This window comes from Acidobacteriota bacterium (assembly GCA_018001935.1).
In the GTDB taxonomy this organism is placed as follows: Bacteria; Acidobacteriota; JAAYUB01; order JAAYUB01; family JAAYUB01; genus JAGNHB01.
On sequence record JAGNHB010000055.1, the window covers coordinates 15,894 to 37,828 of the forward strand.

General features: G+C 69.6%; 13 protein-coding genes. 5 read left to right on the plus strand and 8 right to left on the minus strand.

Going from position 1 to position 21,935, the window contains the following annotated elements; translation table 11 throughout:
* Positions 1 to 103 precede the first annotated feature (103 nt).
* A complete protein-coding gene (gene gluQRS / locus KA419_16975; GenBank protein ID MBP7867626.1) occupies positions 104 to 1,012 on the minus strand; it encodes a tRNA glutamyl-Q(34) synthetase GluQRS in 909 nt (302 codons plus the stop codon).
* Between the two features lie 879 nt (positions 1,013 to 1,891).
* Between gluQRS and KA419_16980 the strand changes: the two genes are divergently transcribed.
* The gene (locus tag KA419_16980; protein ID MBP7867627.1) at positions 1,892 to 2,491 is read left to right on the plus strand and encodes a transposase; all 600 of its coding nucleotides are present in this window, start codon (positions 1,892 to 1,894) and stop codon (positions 2,489 to 2,491) included.
* A gap of 481 nt (positions 2,492 to 2,972) precedes the next feature.
* Entirely contained in the window at positions 2,973 to 3,467 is a 495-nt protein-coding gene (locus KA419_16985; GenBank protein MBP7867628.1) for a peroxiredoxin, read from the plus strand.
* Between the two features lie 221 nt (positions 3,468 to 3,688).
* On the opposite strand, the gene KA419_16990 is transcribed toward KA419_16985, so the two are convergent.
* From KA419_16990 to KA419_17005, 4 genes are all read right to left on the minus strand, one after another.
* The gene (locus tag KA419_16990; protein MBP7867629.1) at positions 3,689 to 6,178 is read right to left on the minus strand and encodes a hypothetical protein; all 2,490 of its coding nucleotides are present in this window, start codon (positions 6,176 to 6,178) and stop codon (positions 3,689 to 3,691) included.
* A gap of 693 nt (positions 6,179 to 6,871) precedes the next feature.
* Positions 6,872 to 7,564 carry a response regulator transcription factor gene (locus KA419_16995; protein MBP7867630.1) on the minus strand — a complete coding sequence of 231 codons (693 nt, stop codon included), beginning with the start codon at positions 7,562 to 7,564 and terminating at the stop codon, positions 6,872 to 6,874.
* Between the two features lie 581 nt (positions 7,565 to 8,145).
* A complete protein-coding gene (locus KA419_17000) occupies positions 8,146 to 9,729 on the minus strand; it encodes a PQQ-binding-like beta-propeller repeat protein (protein MBP7867631.1) in 1,584 nt (527 codons plus the stop codon).
* A 37-nt stretch (positions 9,730 to 9,766) separates the two neighbouring features.
* Positions 9,767 to 10,849, minus strand: a complete 1,083-nt coding sequence (locus tag KA419_17005; protein MBP7867632.1) for a hypothetical protein — start codon at positions 10,847 to 10,849, stop codon at positions 9,767 to 9,769.
* Positions 10,850 to 11,045: 196 nt separating this feature from the next.
* On the opposite strand from KA419_17005, the gene KA419_17010 reads away from it, so the two are divergent.
* Entirely contained in the window at positions 11,046 to 12,551 is a 1,506-nt protein-coding gene (locus KA419_17010) for an archaeosortase/exosortase family protein (GenBank protein ID MBP7867633.1), read from the plus strand.
* Positions 12,552 to 12,676: 125 nt separating this feature from the next.
* Here the strand turns inward: KA419_17010 and KA419_17015 are convergent, their stop codons facing one another.
* The gene (locus KA419_17015) at positions 12,677 to 16,090 is read right to left on the minus strand and encodes a protein kinase (GenBank protein MBP7867634.1); all 3,414 of its coding nucleotides are present in this window, start codon (positions 16,088 to 16,090) and stop codon (positions 12,677 to 12,679) included.
* A complete protein-coding gene (locus tag KA419_17020; GenBank protein MBP7867635.1) occupies positions 16,081 to 16,749 on the minus strand; it encodes a helix-turn-helix transcriptional regulator in 669 nt (222 codons plus the stop codon). Before KA419_17020 ends, KA419_17015 begins: the two co-directional genes overlap by 10 nt.
* 280 nt (positions 16,750 to 17,029) lie before the next feature.
* Between KA419_17020 and KA419_17025 the strand changes: the two genes are divergently transcribed.
* Positions 17,030 to 19,405 (plus strand): PAS domain S-box protein, encoded by a 2,376-nt coding sequence (locus KA419_17025; protein MBP7867636.1) that lies wholly within the window; start codon positions 17,030 to 17,032, stop codon positions 19,403 to 19,405.
* A 293-nt stretch (positions 19,406 to 19,698) separates the two neighbouring features.
* On the opposite strand, the gene KA419_17030 is transcribed toward KA419_17025, so the two are convergent.
* A complete protein-coding gene (locus tag KA419_17030) occupies positions 19,699 to 20,325 on the minus strand; it encodes a GTPase domain-containing protein (GenBank protein MBP7867637.1) in 627 nt (208 codons plus the stop codon).
* A gap of 224 nt (positions 20,326 to 20,549) precedes the next feature.
* Between KA419_17030 and KA419_17035 the strand changes: the two genes are divergently transcribed.
* Entirely contained in the window at positions 20,550 to 21,644 is a 1,095-nt protein-coding gene (locus KA419_17035; GenBank protein MBP7867638.1) for a c-type cytochrome, read from the plus strand.
* The last annotated feature ends 291 nt before the right edge of the window (positions 21,645 to 21,935 follow it).

Here is a 21,935-nt window from a genome sequence, read left to right on the forward strand (position 1 = left end):
GGCTCAAACCTCTGAATTACCCTTTCTTTGCGAGGCTTGGCGTCTTTGCGCCCTTGCGTGAGGCTGGGCAAGCTCATCCCCTGCGGCTTCGGGAGCGGCTGCTTCATAGGGATTCGGCAAAATCCTTCCATTTGATCATGTGAAAGCGGGGAACACGGGAGAGGTCCCAAGAGGGCTGTGCCCAGGCGAGAACCTCTGCCGGCGGGGCGCCGGCGAGGTCCCGCGGCGGATCCTGGCCGAGGAAGGCCAGCGCCTCGACGAGGACCCGCCCCGGCGGGACGCCGTCGATCCCCCGGGCGCCGGTCTGCTTGCTGAGCTTGTCTCCGCGGCCGTCCACAGCCACCGGGATGTGGGCGAACACCGGCTCCGCCAGGCCCAGCGCCCGGCAGAGAAGCACCTGCCGCGTCACCGACCCCAGCAGGTCGCTCCCCCGAACCGCGTGTGTGACCCCCTGGAAGGCGTCGTCCACGGCCACTGCCAAGGGGTAGGCCGGGAAGCCGTCCGCGCGCCGGACGACAAAATCGCCGAGGTCCCGCTCCAGGTCGTGCTCCACGGCCCCCTGGACCCGGTCCGTGAAGCCAAGCCGCCCGCCCGGCACGGCGAAGCGCCAGGCGAGCCGGGCCCCGTCAGGAGGCGGGTTGAACTTGCAGGTGCCGGGGTAGACGGGGGTGTTGTCCACGCCGCGCCCCCGTCCCTCGCCGATGGCTTTGCGTGAACAGCCGCAAGGGTAGAGCGCACCGGCGGCGCGGAGCGCCTCGAAGGCCTCCCGGTAGGCCTCCCGCCGGCGGCTCTGGTGGAGGACCTCCCCGTCCCAGGCCAGGCCGAGCCGCTCCAGGGTTCGCAGGATGGCGTCCGCCGCCCCGGGGACGTTCCGCGGGGTGTCGATGTCGTCGATGCGGACGAGCCATTCCCCGCCCGACGCGCGGGCGTCCAGGAAACTGGCCGCCGCCGCCAGGACCGAGCCGAAGTGGAGGGGCCCGCTCGGCGTCGGCGCGAAGCGGCCGCGCGGCACGGTTTCCGCCGATTTCGTGGTTGGTTTGCTTTCCCCGTTCAACCGGCCTCTCCCGGCCGGGCGTGGCTTCCGGAGGCCCGACACGCCTGTTTTGAACACAGGAGAGCCTCTACTGTCCGGGCGTGAAGGTCCGGATATCGGAACCCCCGCGCCCGCTCGCCCGGCAAGACGCGGGCGGCAACGAACCGGCCGCAACCGGGGCCCGAACCCCGGACACCCAGGCCCGTTCCGCCCCGGGCGAAGCCGGCCCCGCCGCCCGCGAAGCGGCATTCTACCACACCCCGCGCCTGCGGAGTGCGGCGCGAAGGCGGCCGGACCCGGCCACGCGCCTGCGGAGTGCGGCGCGGAGGCTGCCGGAGCGCCGCTTTGATCGCGCCGCGCAGGCTGCCGGAGCGGCGCGCTCCCCGTTGCCCTCCGCGGATCGTCGACCGCCGAAGCCCAACGGCGGCGCTCCGGAAGCCTGCGCGCCTCGAGGCGGACCGATGGTTCAAAGCGGCGCTCCGGAAGCCTCCGCGCCGCACTCCACAGGGCGATCCCCCGGCTCCGGCGGCCTGCGCGCCGCACTCCACAGGGCGATCCCCCGGCTCCGGCAGCCTTCGCGCCGCACTCCGCAGAACTACCCGCACACCCCGCCTCCTCCTCACCGCGCTCCGCAGAATCACCGGCACACCCTTTCCGCTGCTCTGCACCCTGGTGTCTCCGTAAAAATCTGCGGAAAGTTTCGTCAACGCGCCGGATTTTTCCCGGCGAAAACGTTATCTACAGTGAAGGGTCGACGGTTCGCCAGCAGTCGGGAACGGCTGCGCAGCGTTCGTCAGCCCGGGCCTGGCTTGCAACCACATGGAACGGTTGAGACGATGTTCCGAGGAGGAGGAAGCCATGGACGAGCATGACACCGAAACCGGACGTCTCGATTCCCAGAGCGAGCCGGGGGACGGCGGCCTCTCCCCTCACTGGCCTCACGCTCCCCTCCACCTCCTTAAGGAGAACGGGACCTACATGGTCACGGCGGGAACCTATGGGAAAATCCTGCATTTCACCGGGAGCGAACGCCTGGATCTCTTTCAGGAAGCGCTGTTGCGCTGGGCCCATTCATACAGTTGGTGCCTGGAGGCCTGGGCGATCTTTCCGAACCACTACCACTTCGTGGCCCAGTCCCCCGAGGGCGGCGGTGGTTCGCTGTCCGGGATGCTGGGGAAACTCCACAGCGAAACATCCCGACGAATCAATCGTTTGGACGGTATCCGCGGAAGGAAGGTCTGGCACAATTTTTTCGAAACCCTGATCCTTTTCGAGAAGAGCTATTTTGCCAGGCTGCATTACGTCCACGCCAACCCCGTTCACCATCGACTGGTCACATCGGCGGCGCGATACCCCTGGTGTTCCGCCGCCTGGTTCGAACGCGAGGCCACGCCCAGCCAAGTGAAAACGATCTATTCATTCCGGATTAACCAACTGGATATCCCTGACGACTTCTGAGAGCGTGCCCCTCGGAAGCCGCCGGAGCCCCCCGTCACGCCCGCACGGCTCCGCGCCTGCGGAGTGCGGCTCGAAGGCTGACGGGCTCGGCTAAGCGCCTGCGGAGTGCGGCGCGAAGGCGGCCGGAGCGCCGCTTTGATCGCGCCGCGCAGGCCGCCGGAGCGGCGCGCTCCCCGTTGCCCTCCGCGGATCGTCGACCGCCGAAGCCCAACGGCGGCGCTCCGGAAGCCTGCGCGCCTCGAGGCGGACCGATGGTTCAAAGCGGCGCTCCGGCAGCCTTCGCGCCGCACTCCACAGGGCGATCCCCCCGCTCCGGCAGCCTTCGCGCCGCACTCCACAGGGCGATCCCCCCGCTCCGGCAGCCTTCGCGCCGCACTCCGCAGAGCCACCGGCACTCCCGGGCGATCCGTTTTCTGCGGGACGGCATCCAACGAGGCGTGCCGAAAAATTGACGGAGGCTGGAGGTCTCATGAAAACGACGATGATCCTGGTCCTGGCCCTCGCGGCGGCGACCCTGCCGGCCGCTTCCACCCTTCTGAAACCGGGCGACCCCGCCCCCGCCTTCTCCCTGAAGGACGGGGAGGGCAAGACCCACACCCTGGCCGGCTACAAGGGCCAGGTGGTGGCCCTCTACTTCTACCCCAAGGACGACACGCCCGGCTGCACCGCCCAGGCCTGCAACCTGCGGGACAACTGGGCCCGCCTGAAGGAGCGCGGGGTCGTGGTGCTCGGCGTCAGCTTCGACGGCGCGGCCTCGCACAAGGCCTTCGCCGCGAAATACAACCTGCCGTTCCCCCTGCTCTCGGACACCGGGAAGTCCCTGGCCTCGGCGTGCGGGATCGGCGGCACCCCCTACGCCCGCCGGGTGACCTTCCTGGTGGGGCCCGACGGACGCGTCCTCGACGTCATCGACCCGGTGACGCCCTCGGACCATGCCGCCCAGATCCTCGCGGCCCTGGACAAGGCGGGGAGGTGAGGGGAGAGGCTATAGGCTATAGGCTGTAGGCTGTAGGTCCGGAGGGTTTCCCTTCGGGATTGGGGTTGGGGCGGGATCGCAGGTGAGAGTGGGTGAGTTCCTTCTTCTTCGTTCGTGTGGTTCGTGTGGTTCGTGGCTCTTTTCCGGTTCGTGTATTTCGCATATTTCGTGGTTCCTTTTCCGCTTTCGCCTTTGCGAGAATTGGCGTCCTTGCGTTCGTCTCACTTCACCACCGGCAGGTCGAGGCGGAAGGCGGCGCCGTCGGGGGAGGACGAGACCAGCCGCAGGCGGCCGCCCATGGCCCGGGCCAAGCGGCGGCTGAGCGCGAGGCCGATCCCCACGCCGGGGGCCGTCCGGGCGGCTTCGCCCGCCGATTTCCGGAAGGCGCGCCGGAAAAGCCCGCGCCGGTGCGCGCGGACCCCCGGGCCGTGGTCGCGGATGGTCACGCCCATCCATCGCCCCTCCCGCCGCACCGCCAGGTGGATCCGCTTGTCGGACGCTTCCCGGGCGTACTTCCCGGCGTTGTCCACCAGGTTGAAGAGGATGCGCTCGAGCGCGCCCGCATCGAGGCGGACCCGGGTCCCGTCCGCGTCCCCGGGCTCGAGGACCAGTTCCATCCCCGCCTGCCCGGCGTGCTCCCGGAGCCGCGGGACCACCCGCTCCAGGGCCTCCGTGAACACGACCTCCTCCACGACGCCGTAGCGCCCCCGCTCGAGCCGGGCGTAGGCCAGGACGTTCTCCACCAGGTGGGAGAGCCGGTCCGCCTCGGTCCGCAGCACCTGGTGGTAGTCCGCCAGGCGCTCCGGGTCCGTGGCCATGCCGTCCGTGAGCATCTCCGTGTACATCCGGAAGGTGGTGAGCGGCGTCCGCAGCTCGTGGGTCACCGAGGAGACGAAGGCCGCCCGCCGCCGGCTCAGGGTGAGGGCCCCCATCAGGAGGAGCCCCACCGCCAGGACCGCCGCCAGGGCGCCCACCCCGGCCAGTCTCAGGGAGAACAGGAGGGGGGACCCGTCCTCCCGCAACTTCAGGGCGACCCGGCCGGGGCGGACCCGGACGGGGATGGACGCCAGCGTCCGCCCCTCCGCGGGGTTGGCCGGCCCTTCCTGGGGTACCAGGTCCGCCTCGGGCAGGAGGTCGCGGACCTGGGACAACAGCCAGGGCCGCACCTTCGGCCAGTCCACCCAGCACCCCTGCAGCCAGGCCCCCTCCCCGATGCGCACCTGGAGGGCCAGGAGGAGTTCCCCCCCCATCCAGAGCGGCTTGAGCACGCCCACTTTCACGGCCTCCACCGCCGTCTTCGGGCGGCCCACGGCCGGGGAGGGACGGCCGTTCGGCCGGGTGCCAGACCCGGCCCGCGGCGCCTTGTAGTTGCTGGGGATGGCGATGTTCTGCACCACGTAGTCGTTGCTGACCCCCAGGTTCTCCCGGGCCACCCACTCCTGGACGTTCCGCGTCTGCTGGAAGATCCCGGGGGACTCCGCCTGCCGGGCCTCCGCGGCCGGGGGCGGCGTCGGGGGGGCGTTCACCTCGGCCGGGCGGGCCGGGGTGACCGTCTGGGCCTGGGCGGTGTCCGGGGGTTCCGTCGTCCGCCGCGGAAGGGCGGAGACCGGCCAGGGCGCGGCGTTCTGCGCCATCGGGGCATTCGGGGGGGGCGCGACACCCTGCCGGGGCGCGGCATTCGATTGAGGGGCCACGTTCTGTCGGGGTGCGGCGCTCCGCGGTGAGGCGACATTCGGCGCGGACGCCGTGTTTCGCGCCGGGGCCGCGTTCCGGGTGCTGACGGCGCTCTGCGCTTGCACGACGTTCTGCGCCGCGGCGTTCGACGGCGAGGCCGCATTCTGCGGGGAGGCGGTCTGGGCCGTCGGTTCGTCGGGCGTCCGGTTCGAGATCGCCTGAGGGCTTTGCGCGGCGCCCGGCCCGGGGGCGCCCCCGGGGGTGGTCCCCGCCGGCAGCGGCCCCGTCGCCGGCTCACGGCGCTCCGGGACGACGGCACCGGCTTCCCCCACCGCCGAGGGCGGGCCGGAACCGGCCGGTGACGCGGCGGTCGGTTTCGCAGCCGGAACCGTCTCCGTCCCCCTCGTTGGCGGGACCTTCCGCGAGGTTTCCTTCGCACCGGCCGCACGACGGGCGACGGCGCCCTCCCTGGAAACGGCCGGGCCCGGCCCCGGTTCCGTTTTCTCTTCCAGCAGCCACTGCGCCGGAACCGCCGCCAGGAGTTCCGGGAGGGAGACTTTTTCCTGGAACGCCCGGAGAAGCGTTTCCGCCAGCGCCGCCTTCTCGGGCGGGAGGTTGTGACCCAGGGCGATTTCCCGGAACTTCCCGTCCGGCGCCTGGGGGGACGTGAGCGTCCCGTCCGGCCCGAGCTGGAAGTGGATCCTCACGAAGGGGTTGTCTTCCGTCAGGAGCGGGGAGGGGACGAGGGCCCCGGCGGCGGCGCCCCGGGCGGACGCGCCGTTCAGGCTCCCTGTCGCGGAATAGAAAGGCTGGTAGGCAAAGGGGGGACGGGCGCTCTCCGCAACGAGAAAGGCCCCCAGCGACGAGTCCATGCGCCAGAGCGCCAGCCGGACGTTCTCCTCCAGCGCCGCCTCGCTCCGCATCCGGGTCTCGGCGTCCTGGAGCCTGAGCACGGTGGCGATGGTCCACCCCATGGCGCCCAGCACCCCGGCCGCACTCGCGGCGAACACGATCCAGATCAGCCAGGCGCGTTTCATGGGTCACCGTCCCTGCCAGCCGGAGAGGAAGGCTGTAGGCTGTAGGCTGTAGGCTGTAGGCCCGGAAAGAGACTCATCAGTGTCTCCATCACATTTGGTATCGGTATCGCTATCGGTATCGGTATCGCTATCGGTATCGGTATCGGTATTGCTATCGCTATCGGCATCGCTATCGGCATCGCTATCGGTATCGCTATCGAGGTCGCAAGTTGAACGCGCCGCGCCGTCCGCGGAGCGGCGCGATCCCCGACACGGCTGTTGCCGGGCGCCATCCGCCGGGATTCGACCCGGGTTGGCACCCCGGCGCCGGGACTCGACGAGGGGTGGCCGACACACGCCGGAACCCGACGGGGACCGGCAGCCAAACACTGAAAAATGTATATGTTAGACATTGCGCGCTGGAAACTGCCCAGGTTAGCCGTCATCCCGTCAACACGGCGCTCCGGCAGCCTGCGCGCCTTCCGTCCGCCGGACAGGATCAAAGCGGCGCTCCGGCAGCCTTCGCGCCGCACTCCACACCGGAATCGGCGCACCCCGCTCGGTGCACCCCGCCGTTCAGCCTCTCCGATCCGCCTCTTCATCATGACTCCTGGCGGCTGATTCCCGGTTTCGGGTTTCGGGTTTCGGGTTTCGATCCCGATTGCGATACCGATAGCGATACCGATACCGATACCGATGATTATCACGGACGGGTCAGAGAGGGGCCATACGGTAACCCTTCCCCCGCTCCGTCAGGATGATCCGGGGCTTCGCGGGGTCGTCCCGCAGCTTCTCCCGGAGCCGCACCACGTGCATGTCCACCGTCCGCGTCTCCACGCCCGCCGGCATCTTCCACACCCGGGAGAGGATCTCCTCCCGGGACACCGTCCGCCCCGCGTGCATGGACAGGTAGCGCAGCAACTGGCTCTCGGTCTCCGACAGCTTCTCGACGCCGCCATCCGTGAACCGGATCTCGCCCGCGCCCAGGTCCGCCTCGCCCCCGTCGAAACGGACCGTCTCCACCGGCCGGGGCCGCTCGGGGGAGCGGCGGAGGACCGCCTCGACCCGCGCGAGAAGCTCCTTCACGCTGAAGGGCTTCACCACGTAGTCGTCCGCCCCCGACTTGAGCCCGCGGACGCGGTCAGACTCCTCCCCCCGGGCCGTGAGGATGATGACGGGGAGCGTGGGGGCGTGCTGCTTGACGGCGTCCAGGATCCGGAAGCCGTCGGCGTCCGGCAGGACCAGGTCCAGGAGGAGGAGGTCGCAGTCGGCCGCCAGGGCGCCCTCCAGGGTGCCTTTCCGGCCGTCCAGCTCCTTGACGGCGTACCCGTGGAACCGGAGCGAGTCCACGATCCCCCGCCGGATGGCCGCGTCGTCCTCGATCACCAGAACTTTCTGACCTGGCATGGCGCCTCTTCTCCCCCGGTTTTCCCCCGGCCTGGTGTGTCAGTTCGATTATCCCACATTCCATATCCTCCCATCACCCCGATTTCACCCCGATATCGGTATCGGTATCGGCATCGCAATCGCAATCGCAATCGCAGTCGCAGTCGCAGTCGCGTTCGCAATCGCAGTCGCGTTCGCAATCGCAATCGCCGTCGCGCTCGCGGTCGCAATCGCGGTCGCAACCGGGATCACAGTCGAGAGAGGCTGTGGACTTAGTTTCGGAGGGAGGGTTTAGAGGTTGCCTTTGCCGGCTCCCGTTGAAACCGGGCCGATGCCATCCCGCCTCCCCAAAAACCCGCTCCCCACAGCCCAACCCTTTCAAACCAAACCCTCTCTGCCCAAACCCTTCCAGCCTGAGCCCCTCCGAGCAATGCGGAGTGCGGCGCGAAGGCTGCCGGAGCGCCGCTTTGATCGCGCCGCGCAGGCCGCCGGAGCGGCGCGCTCCCGGTTGCCCTCCGCGGATCGTCGACCGCCGAAGCCCCCTGTCACGCCCCCACGGCGGCGCTCCGGAAGCCTGCGCGCCTCGAGGCTGAAGCGATGGTTCAAAGCGGCGCTCCGGAAGCCTGCGCGCCGCACTCCACAGAACAGTCGGCGCACCCCGTCTCGGGGCCGTTGTGGGCCGGGCCGCCGCCCCACATGGTCCACCCGTCGGCCTTCGGGTCGCCCGTGTCCAGGCAGACCAGGCGGCCGCCCGCCGTTCCGGCGTAGATCCGCCCCTTGACCACGGCGGGCTGGAAACGGACCGGCTGGCCGGCGTCCCAGGTCCAGAGCGTCTTCCCGGAGGACCGCTCCAGGACCTGGATCTCCCCCTTGGCGGTGCCGAGGAAGACCCGGTCCCCCACCACGGCCGGCGGCGTCAGGAAATGCCCGCCGATCCGCGCCATGTCGGCCTTCCAGTCCGACTGCCAGAGCACTTTACCCGAGGCCAGGTCCACGGCCTGCAGGCGGTCGCCCATGCAGGCGTAGTTGACGCCGGACGCCACCGTGGGCCGCGACCCCTGGTACTCCCAGAGGCCGTGGACGGTCCCCTGGCCGATGTTGGAGGCGGCCGCCCCCACCTTGGCGTTGGCCGGCGCGGTCGAGAACCCCACGGACGCGTCGTTGGCATGCTGCGCCACGGAATAGGACGACCTCGCCTGGACCCCGGCGTCGATGTAGACCGCTTCCCGCACGGTGAGGTCGTTGACACCGACCTTCTTCCCCGCGTCCTTGTCCAATTCCCCCTGGCCCTCGCGCGGGGGCTTCCCGGCATCGCCCGGTTTTCCGTCCACGCGCAGGCTCACGTACACCTTCCCCCCGCTGACCCAGGGGGCGCTGGTGGCCTTCTGCGCCTCCGCCCAGACCTTCTCGCCGGTCGCGGCCCGGTAGGCGTAGCAGGTGCCGTCGAACGTGGTCAGGTAGACCCGGTCGCCGCCCACCACCGGGGCCGAGATGAGGTCGCCCTCGATGGGGACGTTCCAGAACTCCTTCCCCGTCTTCAGCCCCAGGGCCACCAGCCGGTGCTTCCCCCCCTCGCCGGGGTAGGCCATGAAAATCCGCCCGTCCCGGACGGCGGGCTGGCTCATCAGCGGGTCGCCCAGCCAGCGGGACCAGATCATGTCCCCCGTCTTCGCGTCCACCACGAAGAGGGTGCAGCTTTCGGTGTTGAACACCACGCACCCGTCCGCCACCACCGCCGCCGTGGGGCCGTCGTCGCTGACGCGGATCGCCCAGGCGGGCCGGCCGGTGAGGGCGTCGAAGGCGTAGAACTCGTAGCTCCCGAAGCCGCCCCCCACGTAGGCCATGCCGTTCACCACCGCCGGGGTGGCCAGCGGTCGGCCGCCCGGGATCTCCACGGACCAGCCCTTCCGCCCGTCGGGCAGGTCCACGGTCTTCACGGTCAGCGGGTCCGTGGGGATCTTCGAGACGCTCCCCGGCCGGCCTTTCCCGCCGGCCTGGTTGACGGGGGACAGGTTCTGGCTCATCTGGGCGCTCTGGGCATTCGGGCTCGCCGGCGGGGCCGGCTGGACGTTCGGGGCGCCGCCCGCGGACGGCGGTTTCGGTGCCTGGGCGGCAAGGGTCGCCAGGACCAGGGCCGCGACAAGCGCGGGAAGCAGGCGGCTGAAAAGGGTGTTGTGTGCGGGCATGTTCCTTCCTCCTCGGGATTTCCCTTCGTCCAGGGCCCTACCGCTGCTGCTGCACGGGGCCCTGGTTGACGCTGTTCGGGGGGTAGTTGCGCTGGAGCGGCGTCCGGGGCGCCTTCCGCGCAGCGTCGGGGTCCGTCGGGAAGAGGGCCAAGTGGACGGGCGCCCCGTCCCGGAGCACCCCCGCGCCCGACAGGGCCGGCGCGAACAGTTCCACGGTGCGGCCGGCCGACGGCGCCGGGTCGAGGTCCACGCGGGCCCCCGCCACCCGGCGGAGGAAGTCGGCGGCCGTTGCGGCGGCCCCGTCCGCCGCCTCGCCGGACATCCGGCGGGCATACTCCACGAGGTACGACTCCAGCATCTTGTCCCAGAGTTTTTCGAAGAGGCGCCGGTCCGCGAAGAGGTCGGCCGCCAGAACCTTCCCGTCGATCCGGACCACCACGCCCGTGGCCCGGGGGCAGCGGGCCGGCAGGTCGCCGAAGCGCTTCGCCAGGCGGTCCTTGGTCTCACGGACCTTCTTGGTGTTGAAGGAGTCCGAAAGGGACCCCGTCCCGGACACCGTCCCCACCGCGGCGTTGTTGCAGGCCACCTCCTGCCAGACCTCGCCCTGGGCCTTGCCCTGCTGGGCCACCCGGCGGACCGAGATGGGCGCCGCGTTCCGCTCGGAGTAGAACTCCTTGCTCTTGTAGGTCCAGCGACCGTGCTCCACGCAGAAGGCCTGGAGGCTGACATCGACCGCACCCGGCGGCAGGAGCACGTCCACCTGCAGGATCCGGTTCTGCTTGGACCCGGCCAGGATCTCCCCCGCCATGATGAACACCGCCTGCTTCGAGCGGTTGGTCACCCGCAGGGTGTTCACGCTCCCCGACTCGCTCACCTCCGACACCGTGAGCGCCTTTGCCGCCAGGGCATCGTCCAGCGTCAGGACGCCCCCGGGCAGGGACGCCGCCGGCGCCTCCACGGGGACGATCTCCAGCTTCCCGTCCCCCTCCGCCGGCCCGAGGCGGCAGCCCCCCACGAACGCCTTCACCGCCGCCTCGGCGGTCTGGGCGTGCACCGCGGCGAACCCGGCCGCCGCCAGGACCAGGGTCAGGGTCAAATTCAGGATCGATCGCTTCAACATGGGTGTCCTCCTTTCCGGACGTTTCACTTCTCATCTTCAGGATACCCGTTTTCCGGCGATCGTTCGTAACATGACGGTAACAGGCGGCGGCGGTTCTTTGCCCGCCCAGCCCCGAAACCGTTTGACACGGTCCCCGACGTGGTGTAGGAATGCTCTTCTCACGGGCGGATGCCCGAACCCGACGATGCGAGAAACCATGCCCCAGACCCGACCCGGCGAACCCGACAGCGGAAGCGAACCCCGCCCGGCCGCGCAAACCCCGGCGGAATCGCCGGTCACCCGGCCCCCGGCGGGCCGGGCCCCCTACCTCTGGGTGGGGGGCTTTGTGGCCCTGTCCGTCCTGGCCTGGCTCCTCGACCAGGCCCGATGGTTCCAGGCGACGGTGCTGGAACCCTACGGTGCCTTCCTCGCCCGCCTCACCGGGCACTGGATGCTCCTCTTCGGCCTGAACGCCTCCTGGTCCGGCAACGTGATCGGCCTGGACAAGGCCCGTTTCACCCTGTCCACCGAGTGCACCGGCTTTCTCGTGTTCATGGTCTACGCCGCGGCGGTGGTCCCCTTCCCCGCCTCGCTGCGGTCGAAGCTGGAGGGGCTGGCCCTGGGCTTCGCCACGGTCTTCGGCCTGAACCTCCTCCGTGCCTTCCTGATCGTCGTCGTGGGCACCCGGTACCCCGGGACGGTCTGGTCCATGCACATGGTGGTCGGCCAGGTCCTGGTGGTCACCGGGACCTTCCTGGTCTTCCTGCTCTGGGCCCGTTCCGCCCGCGGAGCCGACCCCGCCGGCACCGCCCCCCCCGCGGCCCCGCGCCGGGCCCTCTGGGTGCGCGCCGGTTGGTTCGCCCTGGGGTGGCTGGCGGGTCACACGGTCTACTACGGAATCTTCCTCGGGAGCGCCCTGGGCGAGTGGATGCGCGCGCTCATCGTCTCCCACGCCTCCTGGGTCCTTTCCTTCTTCTCCACCACCGCGGCCAGGGGGAACGCCCTCACCGTCTCGGGGTCCATGGTGACCCTGACCCCCGGCTGCATGGCCAGCCCCGTGGTGGTGATCCTCACGGCCCTGGTCTTCGCCTGGCCGGGGCGGTGGAGGGTCAAGCTGCCCCTCCTGCTGGTCGGCTTCCTCCCGGCCTGCTACCTCTACACCCTGCTCCGCGTCTGCGCCATTGTCCTGACGGAGCCCCCGAAGGGCGGAAGCCCGCCCCCCTTCGTGCACAGCCACTTCGGGCTGATGCTCCTAGTCGCCGGGTTCGCCGCGGTGCTGATCTGGCGCGCCACCGTCAACCACCAGGACATCCCCGCCCGACAACACGCCGCCGCCGCGACCATCGGGCTGGTCACGGCCGCCGTCGCCGCCCTCCTCGTCGACCTCCTAGTGCGGGCGGGCCTGCTGGCGCTGATCCTCCGGCTGTTCACCGGGTCGGGCGTCCCCCCCGTGGACCCCGACGCTTCCGTCAGCCGGATGATGGGTTACATGGCCTTCACCTGGGTGCTGTCGTGGGCGGTCACACCCTTCGAGAGCCTCTGGCCCGAGATCCGCCGGGCCCTCGCCGGGCTGGGCGCCCTCGCCGCCCTGTACCTGGTCGTCGCACTCGGTCTCGGGTTCACGGGTTTCCAACCGACGGCCCGCATGGTCAAGGCCCTCTCTTTCCTGGCTCCCGTCACGCTCTACCTGGTGACGACCCGCGGCGCCATGTTCAGGCGGTGACCCGGAGGCCTGCACGGGACCGGTTTTCGTGCCCCCCGGCATGTCGTACCCGTCACCCGGCCCCCCGGTGAGCCCCTCGGAACACAAGGGTGCCTTGGGGTCAACGCATCACGGGGGGGCGCGGTTCAGGGGGTTTCACGCGGCGGCGGGGCGGCGGGCTCCGGCGGAACGTCGGTCACCTCAAGATCGGCGAGAACGGCGTCGAGGCGTTTGCGGATCAGGCCGTACTGGCGCAGCCGGTCCGACGGTTTGCGGGCGATCAGCTCCAGGACCAGGCCCGAGAGCCCCTCGGGCACCGCGGGGTTCAACTCCCGGGGTGACGGCACGGGCTCGCTCAGGATGGCCGCCAGGGTTTCGAAGGACTCCCCGGCCCGGTAGGGAAGCTCACCGGTGAGCATCTCGTAGAGGATGACCCCGAAGGAGTAGAAGTCGTAGTTGGGGTCCCGGACCCGCTTGCCGAAGAGGTGCTCGGGGGGGATGTACTGGAGCGTCCCCGAAAGGAGGCTCGTCCGGGTGAGGGTGATGTCCCCCAGGATCTTGGCGATGCCGAAGTCCAGGATCCGCACCCGCTCGCGCAAGCCCGCCGGGTCCCCTTCGGGGTTGCCGGTTCCCGCCCGCTCGGGCAGCAGCATGATGTTCTCGGGCTTGAAGTCCCGGTGGATGATCCCCACCCGGTGGAAGTCGTCCAGCAGGTCCAGCAGGACGGACGCGAGGCCGGCGGCGGTGCGGACGTCGGGCCGTCGCTCCGCCACCCAGGCCTTGAGGGTGATCCCCTCCACGAAATCCATGGCGTAGTAGAGCTGCCCGCCCGCCTCGCCCCGCTCGAAGACCTTCACCACGCAGGGGTGGCTGAGACGCTCGCAGATCAACCCCTCGCGGACGAAGCGCTTGCGGCCCTCCTCGTCCACCAGTTCCCGGTCCAGGACCTTCACCGCCGCCACCCGGCCCGTCTTGGGGTGGACGGCGCGGTAGACGGTCCCGCAACCGCCCCGCCCCACGGTGTCCACGATCCGCCACCGGCCGATGTGCCCCCGGCGGCGCCAGAAGGCGATCAGCATGGCGTAGCGCTGCGCGAGGCTGAGCAGGCCGTAAGACACGAAGGCGAACAGGACCACGGCCAGCGCCATGAACCAGCCGGTCCGCCAGAAGGGCGGGTGAACCACGATCCGCACGGAGACCCCTTCCGGGTCCCACACGCCGTCGTTGTTGCTTCCCCGCACCCGGAACCGGTATTCCCCCGGCGGCATGCCGGGGTAGCGGGCGAAGGGCCGCGTGCCGCAGTCCACCCACCCCGTGTCGAGCCCTTCCATGCAGCAGGCGTAGCGGTTCTTCTCCGGTGCGCGGTAGTCCAGGGCGGCGAACTCGAAGCCGAGCACGTTCTCGTCGTGGGAGAGCTCGACCGTGCCCCGGTAAGGCGGGCGGCCCAGGCGGAAGCGCATCTCCCGGTCGCGGACCCGGAAGGAGGTCAGCACGACGGGGGGAATCACGGGGTTGTCCTTCACCGACTCCGGGTCGAAGGACACGACGCCGTTGACGCCGCCGAAAGCCATCCGCCCCGCGGCGCTTTTCCAGCAGGCGTTCCGGTTGAACTCCCGCACCCGGACGCCGTCCCGGGCGTCGTAGTTCCGGACGCGCCCCGTCCGGGGGTCGAAGCGGGTGAGGCCCTTGAGCGTCCCGACCCAGAGGAAGCCCCGCTGGTCCTCCAGGACCCCCGCGATGGACGTGTCCGCCAACCCCTCCGCGGCGCCGAAGGACTTGAACCGTCCCGAGGCCTTCTCCAGCCGGTTCAGACCGTCGGCGGTCCCGAGCCAGAGCTCGCCGGGCCGGCCGGCAGGCTCCAGGATGGCCGCCACGGCGTCGTCGCTCAGGGTGCCGGGCCGGAGCGGGTCGTGCCGGAACCGGAGGCGCCGGCCCCCGGCCTTCTCCAGGCGCACCAGGCCCGCACCCGCCGTGCCCACCCACAGGACCCCCGGTTCCGACGCCGACGCGTGGAGGCAGAGGATGGCGGGGGGGTGTGCAGCCTCCGCACCCGTCCCGCCGAGAGGGACCCGCTCCGCCGCCCCGCCGCCCGGTCCGGCCCGAACCAAGCCCGCATCCGCGGTGCCCACCCACAAGGTCCCCTGTTCGTCCTCGTGGAGCGCCCACACGTGGTCTGCGGTCACGGTCCGCCCGTCCGGCGACCGGAGGACGAGCGGCACGCGGGCCAGGGTCTTCCGGCGACGATCGAAGCGGTAGAGCCCGCTTCCCCCGGTGCCCACCCACAGGACGCCGGGGTCGGCCCGGGACTCCCGGACCACGTAAACCGGGAAGCGGGCCCCGTCGCCGGCGGGGAAGCCGGGGAATTCGCCGGGCCGCGTTTCGCCCGTCCGGAGATCGACGGCCGTGAGGGGCGCGGAGCCGGAGGTCCCCACCCAGAAGGTCCCGTCCCGGCCCTCGAAAAGGGACAGGACCATGCTCCGGGGCAGCGAACGGGGGTCTGACGGCTCGTGGCAGGCCCAGTCGAAGACCTCGCGGCTGGGGACGTACTTCAGGAGGCCATGGGCCAGGGTCCCCACCCAGATCACCCCGGACCGGTCCTCGAAGAGGGCGTGGACCCCGGGCTCGTCGTCGATGCCGGCGACCCCGGCGAGGCGGACCGGCTCCACCACCGTCCCCCCCCGGGGGATTCGATGAAGGCTGTTCCGCGTGCCGACCCAGGTGCGGCCGGAACGGTCCGTGAGCAGACACGTCACGGAGGCGCCGAACGACGCGGTCCCGCCGGCCGCCCGGGCCCGGCAGGGCGTAAACGCACCGGCCCCCGGCGACAGGCGGAACAACCCGGCGGCCGTGCCCACCCACAGGTCCGCGCCGGGGGCCTCCGCCAGGCTTTGCACGGCCTCCCGCCGGCCGGACGGCCCCGCGGGCACCGCGAAGACCGAGAGCCGGCCGCCCGGGGCGCAGCGGAGCACCTCCGCACCGGACCCGACCCAGACGTTCCCGGCACGGTCCACGCAGAGCGCCCCCGCGCCCCGTGTCCGCAGCGCCTCCCCGGCCGCCCCGGCCGGGAGCGGCTGCCCCGAGCGCGGGTCGAAGCGCCCGGTCCCCTCCACGGTCCCCACCCATAGCCCGCCCCCGGCGTCGACGGCCAGCGCCGTGACGCCCGCGCCCGCCCGGCGCCCGCCCGGAACGGTGATGGGCCGGGAGAAGGTCTCCCACAGGGGGTCGAAGCGGTTCAGGCCCCCGGTTTCGGTGCCGACCCACAGGAAGCCGTCCCGGTCCTGGCAGAGGGCCAGGACAATGTTGTTGCTCAGTCCCTTCGGGTTTCGAACGTCCCGCTTGAACGGGCGGACCCGCTGACCGTCGTAGCGGTTCAGCCCGCCGCCCGTGCCGATCCAGAGAAAGCCGTCCCGGTCCTGGAGGACGGCGTTCACCGAACTCTGGGAGAGTCCCTCCTCGAGGGAGATCCGCCCGAGGGCGGGGGGCGGGGCGCCCACCGCGGCCGCGGCCGTCAGCAGGAGGAACAGGGCGGCGACGAGGGGAGGGCGCCGGTTCAGCCGCACTGCCGGACCTGGGTGGGGAGAAGCCCGAAGCGGGTCTTGAAGAGCTGGCTGAAGTAGGCGGCGTCGATGAAGCCGAGGTTCCAGGAGAGTTCCTTCACGGTCAGCCGGGCCTCCACGTCCTTCAGGGCCAGGTAGGCCCGGTTGAGCTTCTCGTTCTGGAGGGCTTCCTGCAGGGTCAGGTCCTGCTCCTGCCGGAACCGGTTGGAGAGGTAGTTGGTGTTGTAGCCGAACTTCTCGGCCACCGTCTGGACGGTCAGGGCCCGGAGTTCCTTGAGGGAGCAGGAGGCGAGAAAGAGTTTCACCGTTTCCGACAGGCTCCGGCTCTTCCGTTCCTCCTCGTACGTCTTCAGGAAGCCGCCCACCCCCTGGACGAAGGCGGCCGCCTTCCGCACGGGGTCGGTCTCCCCGCTGTACGTTTCCATGAGGGCGAGCTGGCGGCGGATGATCCGGTCGCTGTCGTTCACGTAGAGGACGGCCAGGATGCCGTAGAGGGTGGCCGCGAAACGGGCGTTCATCTCCTTGAGGTCCCCGGCCAGGTCGTCCGCCACGACGTCCGCGTGGGAGCGCAGGACCTCCAGGAAGGCGATCAGCCCCCTGGCCTGGTACATTTTCAGCAGCTCCCGCGCGGTTTCCACCGTGGTGGTGAAGGTGCCCGACATGCTCCCGCTCCGGACCGATCGATTCTCCCCCTCTCCTTCCGATTGTCCCCCCGGGCGAATGTTGCAAGGATATCCGACCGCCGCGGAAGTTTCAAGGGCCAAAACACCGCGGCCCGGAGGTGAATCGGCGTTGACAGCTCGTCGAGCGTAAATTATACTTAGAATAATCGCTCTCCGCGCACGCTTCGAGTCTCGGGTCTTCGCGGGGTAGGGGAGTCGTCGGTGGCGGCAGGTCCCGGGGAGCGGGGGGACGGATGATGACCGCTGTCCGGGGATCGAGATGAACGACCGTTCGAAAAGGCTCCCCTTGCCCGTGGATGCGTTGCGGACCCTCCTGGAGAAGCTCTCGGAGGGGGTCTTGCACGTCGACAACGACGACCGCATCCTCTACGCCAACCCCGCCATCTGCCGGATGCTGGGGTACGAGGAACACGAACTCGTCGGGCGCATCGGGATCCAGACCATCATCCACCCCGAGGACCGGTCCCTGATCCTCGAGAAGAACCTCTCCCGAACGCGGGAACGCTCCGACGAGTACGAAGTCCGGATGTTGAGCCGGGCCGGCGAGGTCGTCTGGGTCGAGATCAACGGGTACCCCGTACGGGACGGCCGGGGCCGCGTCATCGGCTCCGTGGGCGTCATCCACGACATCAGCGAGCGCCGGCAGGCCCGGGACGCCCTCCTGCTCAGCCAGCAGCGCCAGTTCCTGATCCTGAAGACCCTCCCGGTGTGCTTCTACACCGTCCGGCCCACCCCCGACCTCCCCACCACCTGGGTCAGCGAGCAGGTGGAGGCGCTGACCGGCTACCCGCCGTCCGCCTTCACAAGCTCCTCCACCTTCTGGACCCGCAACCTGCACCCGGAGGACCGCGACCACGCGCTGAAGGCGTACGAGGCCATCTTCCGGACCGGCAAGGTCAACCTCGAGTACCGGTGGAAGTGCGCCGACGGGACGTACCGGTGGTTCTTGGACACCGGGGTCCTCTCCGAGAGCGACCGGGGCGTTGCAAAGGAACTGATCGGCTTCTGGCTCGACATCACCGCGCGGAAACAGGCGGAGGAAACCCTGCGGCAGGAGAGCGCCTTCCGCCAGTCCGTCATCGCCCGGGCCGTCGAGGGCCTCTGCGTCTGCCACCCGGTCGTCACCTCCCCCTTCGTGAACTTCACCGTCTGGAACGACCGCATGACGGAGATCACCGGCTACACCGCCGAGGAGATCAACCGGTTGGGCTGGTACCAGGCCCTCTACCCCGACCCCGAGGTCCGGGCCCGCGCCGAGGACCGGATGGCCCGCATGCGGCTCGGCGAGGACCTCCAGAACGAGGAGTGGGTCATCGCCCACAAGGACGGTTCCCGGCGGACGATCACCATCTCCACCTCCCTGCTCAACGGCAAGGACAACGACTTCCACGTCCTCGCCATGATCCAGGACGTCACGGGGCGGAAACGGGCGGAGGCGGAACGGATCGACATGGAACGTCAGTTGCTTTACACCCAGAAGCTGGAGAGCCTCGGCATCCTCGCCGGCGGGATCGCCCACGACTTCAACAACCTGCTCACCGCCATCCTGGGCAACATGGACTACGCCCTGCTCACGATCCCCGCCGGGACCAAGGCCCGGGGCAGCATCGAGGCGGCCATGAAGGCCTCCCAGCGCGCCGCCGACCTGACGCGGCAGATGCTGACCTTTTCCGGGCACGGCCACTTCCAGATCGGGGACACCGACCTGAACCGGTTGGTGGAGGAGAACACCCACCTGCTCCGGGCCTCCATCGCCAAGGCGGTGACCCTCGACCACCGCCCGGCGAGGGAACTTCCCCCGATCCGGGCGGATGTCGGCCAGGTCCAGCAGGTGCTGATGAACCTCGTGGTCAACGCCTCCGAGGCCATCGGCGAACGGCCCGGCAACATCACGCTGACCACCGGCGCCCGCCTTTTCACCCCCCCGGAACTCGAGGGCAGCCGGACGTCGGCGAAGCCCCCCGCGGGCCCGTTCGTGTTCATGGAAGTGAAGGACAACGGCTGCGGGATGGACGCGCCGACCCTCTCCCGCCTCTTCGAGCCTTTCTTCACTACCCGGTTCCAGGGTCGCGGCCTGGGGATGTCGGCGGTCCTGGGGATCGTCCAGGCCCACAGCGGGGCCATCTTCGTCGACAGTGCCCCGGGGAGGGGAACCACCGTGTGCGTGGCGTTCCCCGCACTGGAGGCGGAATCCCCGGCGACCCCCGGGGCCGCCCGGGCGATCGAGCCGGCCTCGGACCCGGTCTTCGCCGGGACCATCCTCCTGGTGGACGACGAGGAGATCGTCCGGGACTGCTGCGCCCAGTCGCTGCGGCACCTCGGCTTCACGGTCCTGGAAGCCGTGGACGGGCTGGAGGCGGTGGAGATCTTCCGCGGGCACGCGGAGGAGATCGCCTGCGTCCTCCTCGACCTCACCATGCCCCGGATGAACGGGGCGGCGGCCTTCCAGGAGATGCGGCGGATCAAGCCCGCCGTGAAGGTCCTGCTCTCCAGCGGCTACGACGAGCGCACCGCCTCGCGGAAGTTCAGGGAAAAGGACCTGGCCGGCTTCATCCAGAAACCCTACCACATCCAGGAACTCCAGGAGAAACTCTGGAAAGTGCTCAACCGCCGCGACGCGCCGGAAGCGGAGTGAAAGGGGACCCCTACACGGCCGATCGCGAAGGAACCACGCAATACACGGACGGGCTTCCGGAACGTTCAGCACTCCGCACATTCTCGGCAGGCGACTGGGAACGACAACATGCCGGCAAGAGCAACCGCGGAATCGCCTGCAACCTGAACGTGTTGCGATGGCGACAGCGACGGCGGAGGCGATTGCGATGGCGACAGCGATTGCGATACCGATACCGATACCGAAGCCGATGCCGATGGGAATACCATCGGACCTACAGCCTGACAGCCTTCAGCCTAACAGCCTTCCGCTGATCAGGGCCGGCGGGCACCGGCGACGGCGAGGTGGCGTTCGAAGACCATGGCGCAGAGGGCCTCCAGCATGGGCCGCACGCCCTTCCCGATGCTGGCGATGGCCCGGAAGTCCGGCCGGCGGCGACCGGGGTTGAGGGCGGCCCGCAGATCCTCGAGGGGGACCGCGTCCGGCAGGTCCCGCTTGTTGTAGACGAACACCAGGGGGATCTCGTCGTAGCGCATGCCCCACGCGGCCAGGGCCTGCTTGAGGTTCTCGAGGGCCTCCACGTTGGCGGGGGCCCGGGCCGGGTCCGAGTCGGCGACGAAGGCCACCGCGTCGGCCCCCCGCAGGACGATCCGGCGGGCCTCGTCGTAGAAGGCCTGCCCGGGCGAGGTGTAGACGTCGAGCCGCACCGGCCGGCCGACCTCGGGGATCAAGCCCAGGTCCACCGGAAGGTAGTCGAAGAAGAGGGTCCGCCCCGTGTCGGTGTCGAGGCTGACCAGTTTTTCCGCCCGCTCCGGGTCAATCTGCGAGTGGACGAACTTCAGCAGGGAACTCTTGCCGCTGCAGCCGGGGCCGCAGAGGACGATGCGGAAGCAAAGCAGCCCGTCACGGGGCTCGACGTCGCTGATCTCGTCCGGATTCATGGGTTTATCGCTCCGTTGGAACCGGTCCCGCAGGCCGTTTCCCCGCGCTGTTTACAGACCTGGCACAACATCTTGTGGCCTTCGGTCTCAAATCAACTATAAAACATTAAAAGCTCTTTTTGTCAACCGTTCAGTGGTGGTAGAATTCCTTTTAGCGCGAATTGAAGCGGGAGGTGCCCATGCTGAGAAATTTCCTCTGGCTGTCGATCCTGTCGGGTTTGGTAATGATGACGGCCTTTCCCCCCGCCGAGTCGCCGAAGGCGGACGGCCCGGCCAACCCCGCCCCCCCCGCCGGCTTGACCCCCCGGCAGGAACTGGGCAAGGCGATCTTCTTCGACCAGAGCCTCTCCACCCCGCCCGGCCAGGCCTGTGCGGACTGCCACCGGCCCGAACGGGGCTTCTCCAACCCCGACGGGACGCTCCCCGTCTCCCGCGGCGTCCACCCCGACCGCTTCGGGAACCGCAACGACCTCCCCTCCGCCTACGGGGGTTTTGCGCCGGCCCTCCACTACGACGAGAAGGAGGAGGTCTGGGTCGGCGGCAACTTCTGGGACGGGCGAGTGAACAACCTGGTGGAGCAGGCCAAGCAACCTTTCCTGAACCCGCTGGAGATGGCCAACCCCGACGAGGCGGCCGTGGTGGCGAGCCTCCGCAAGGCCGCCTACGCCCCCCTCTTCCGGAAGGTCTTCGGCGAGGACGCTCTCGTTGACGTCAAGAAGGCCTACCACCACGCCGCCGAGGCGCTCGCGGAATTCCAGATGTCCTCCGAGGTGAACCGTTTCGATTCGAAGTACGACCTGTATCTCCAGGGGAAGGTGAAGCTCAGCCCCCAGGAACTTCGGGGGCTGGCCCTCTTCGAGGACGAGAAGAAAGGCAACTGCGCCGCCTGTCACCCTTCGAAGCCCGGACCGGACGGCAAGCCCCCCCTCTTCACCGATTTCACCTACGACAACCTGGGCACGCCGAAAAACCCCGAGAACCCCTTCTACACGCTTCCGAAGCAGCACAACCCCGACGGCTTCGCCTGGGTGGACCTCGGCCTGGGCGCCTTCCTGAAGAAACCGTCCGAGGACGGAAAATTCCGCGTCCCCACCCTGCGCAACGCGGCCCTGACCGGCCCTTACATGCACAACGGCGTCTTCAAGACCCTCCGCCAGGTCGTCTCCTTCTACAACACGCGGGACGTCGCTCCCTGGCCCCCGCCCGAGTGCCCGCGCAACGTCAACACGGAGGAACTGGGCAACCTCAAGCTCACGGAACTCGAGATCGACGACATCGTCGCCTTCATGCTGACCCTGACGGACGGCTACAAACCGTGAGGGATGCCGGGCGGCACGCTACAGGCTACAGGCTGTAGTACCTTCAAAGTAAACTCGTTGCTAAATCGCGCACGATTTCGGGGGCGACCTCTCGAGGGAGCAGCCGGGTGCGCGGCGAGGGTGATTTCCGGACAGAGCGCACGAGTCCCCGCCTGCATCCGCGCCGTCTCCGCACCGGTGAGGAAGAAGGCCAAGAGCAACGGTCAGGGATTGGGCCAGCCCCATCCGCGGAGAGGCGGTAATAAACTCTATAGCCCGGCCTCTAAAGAAGGCCTTATTCTATAGAAAGGA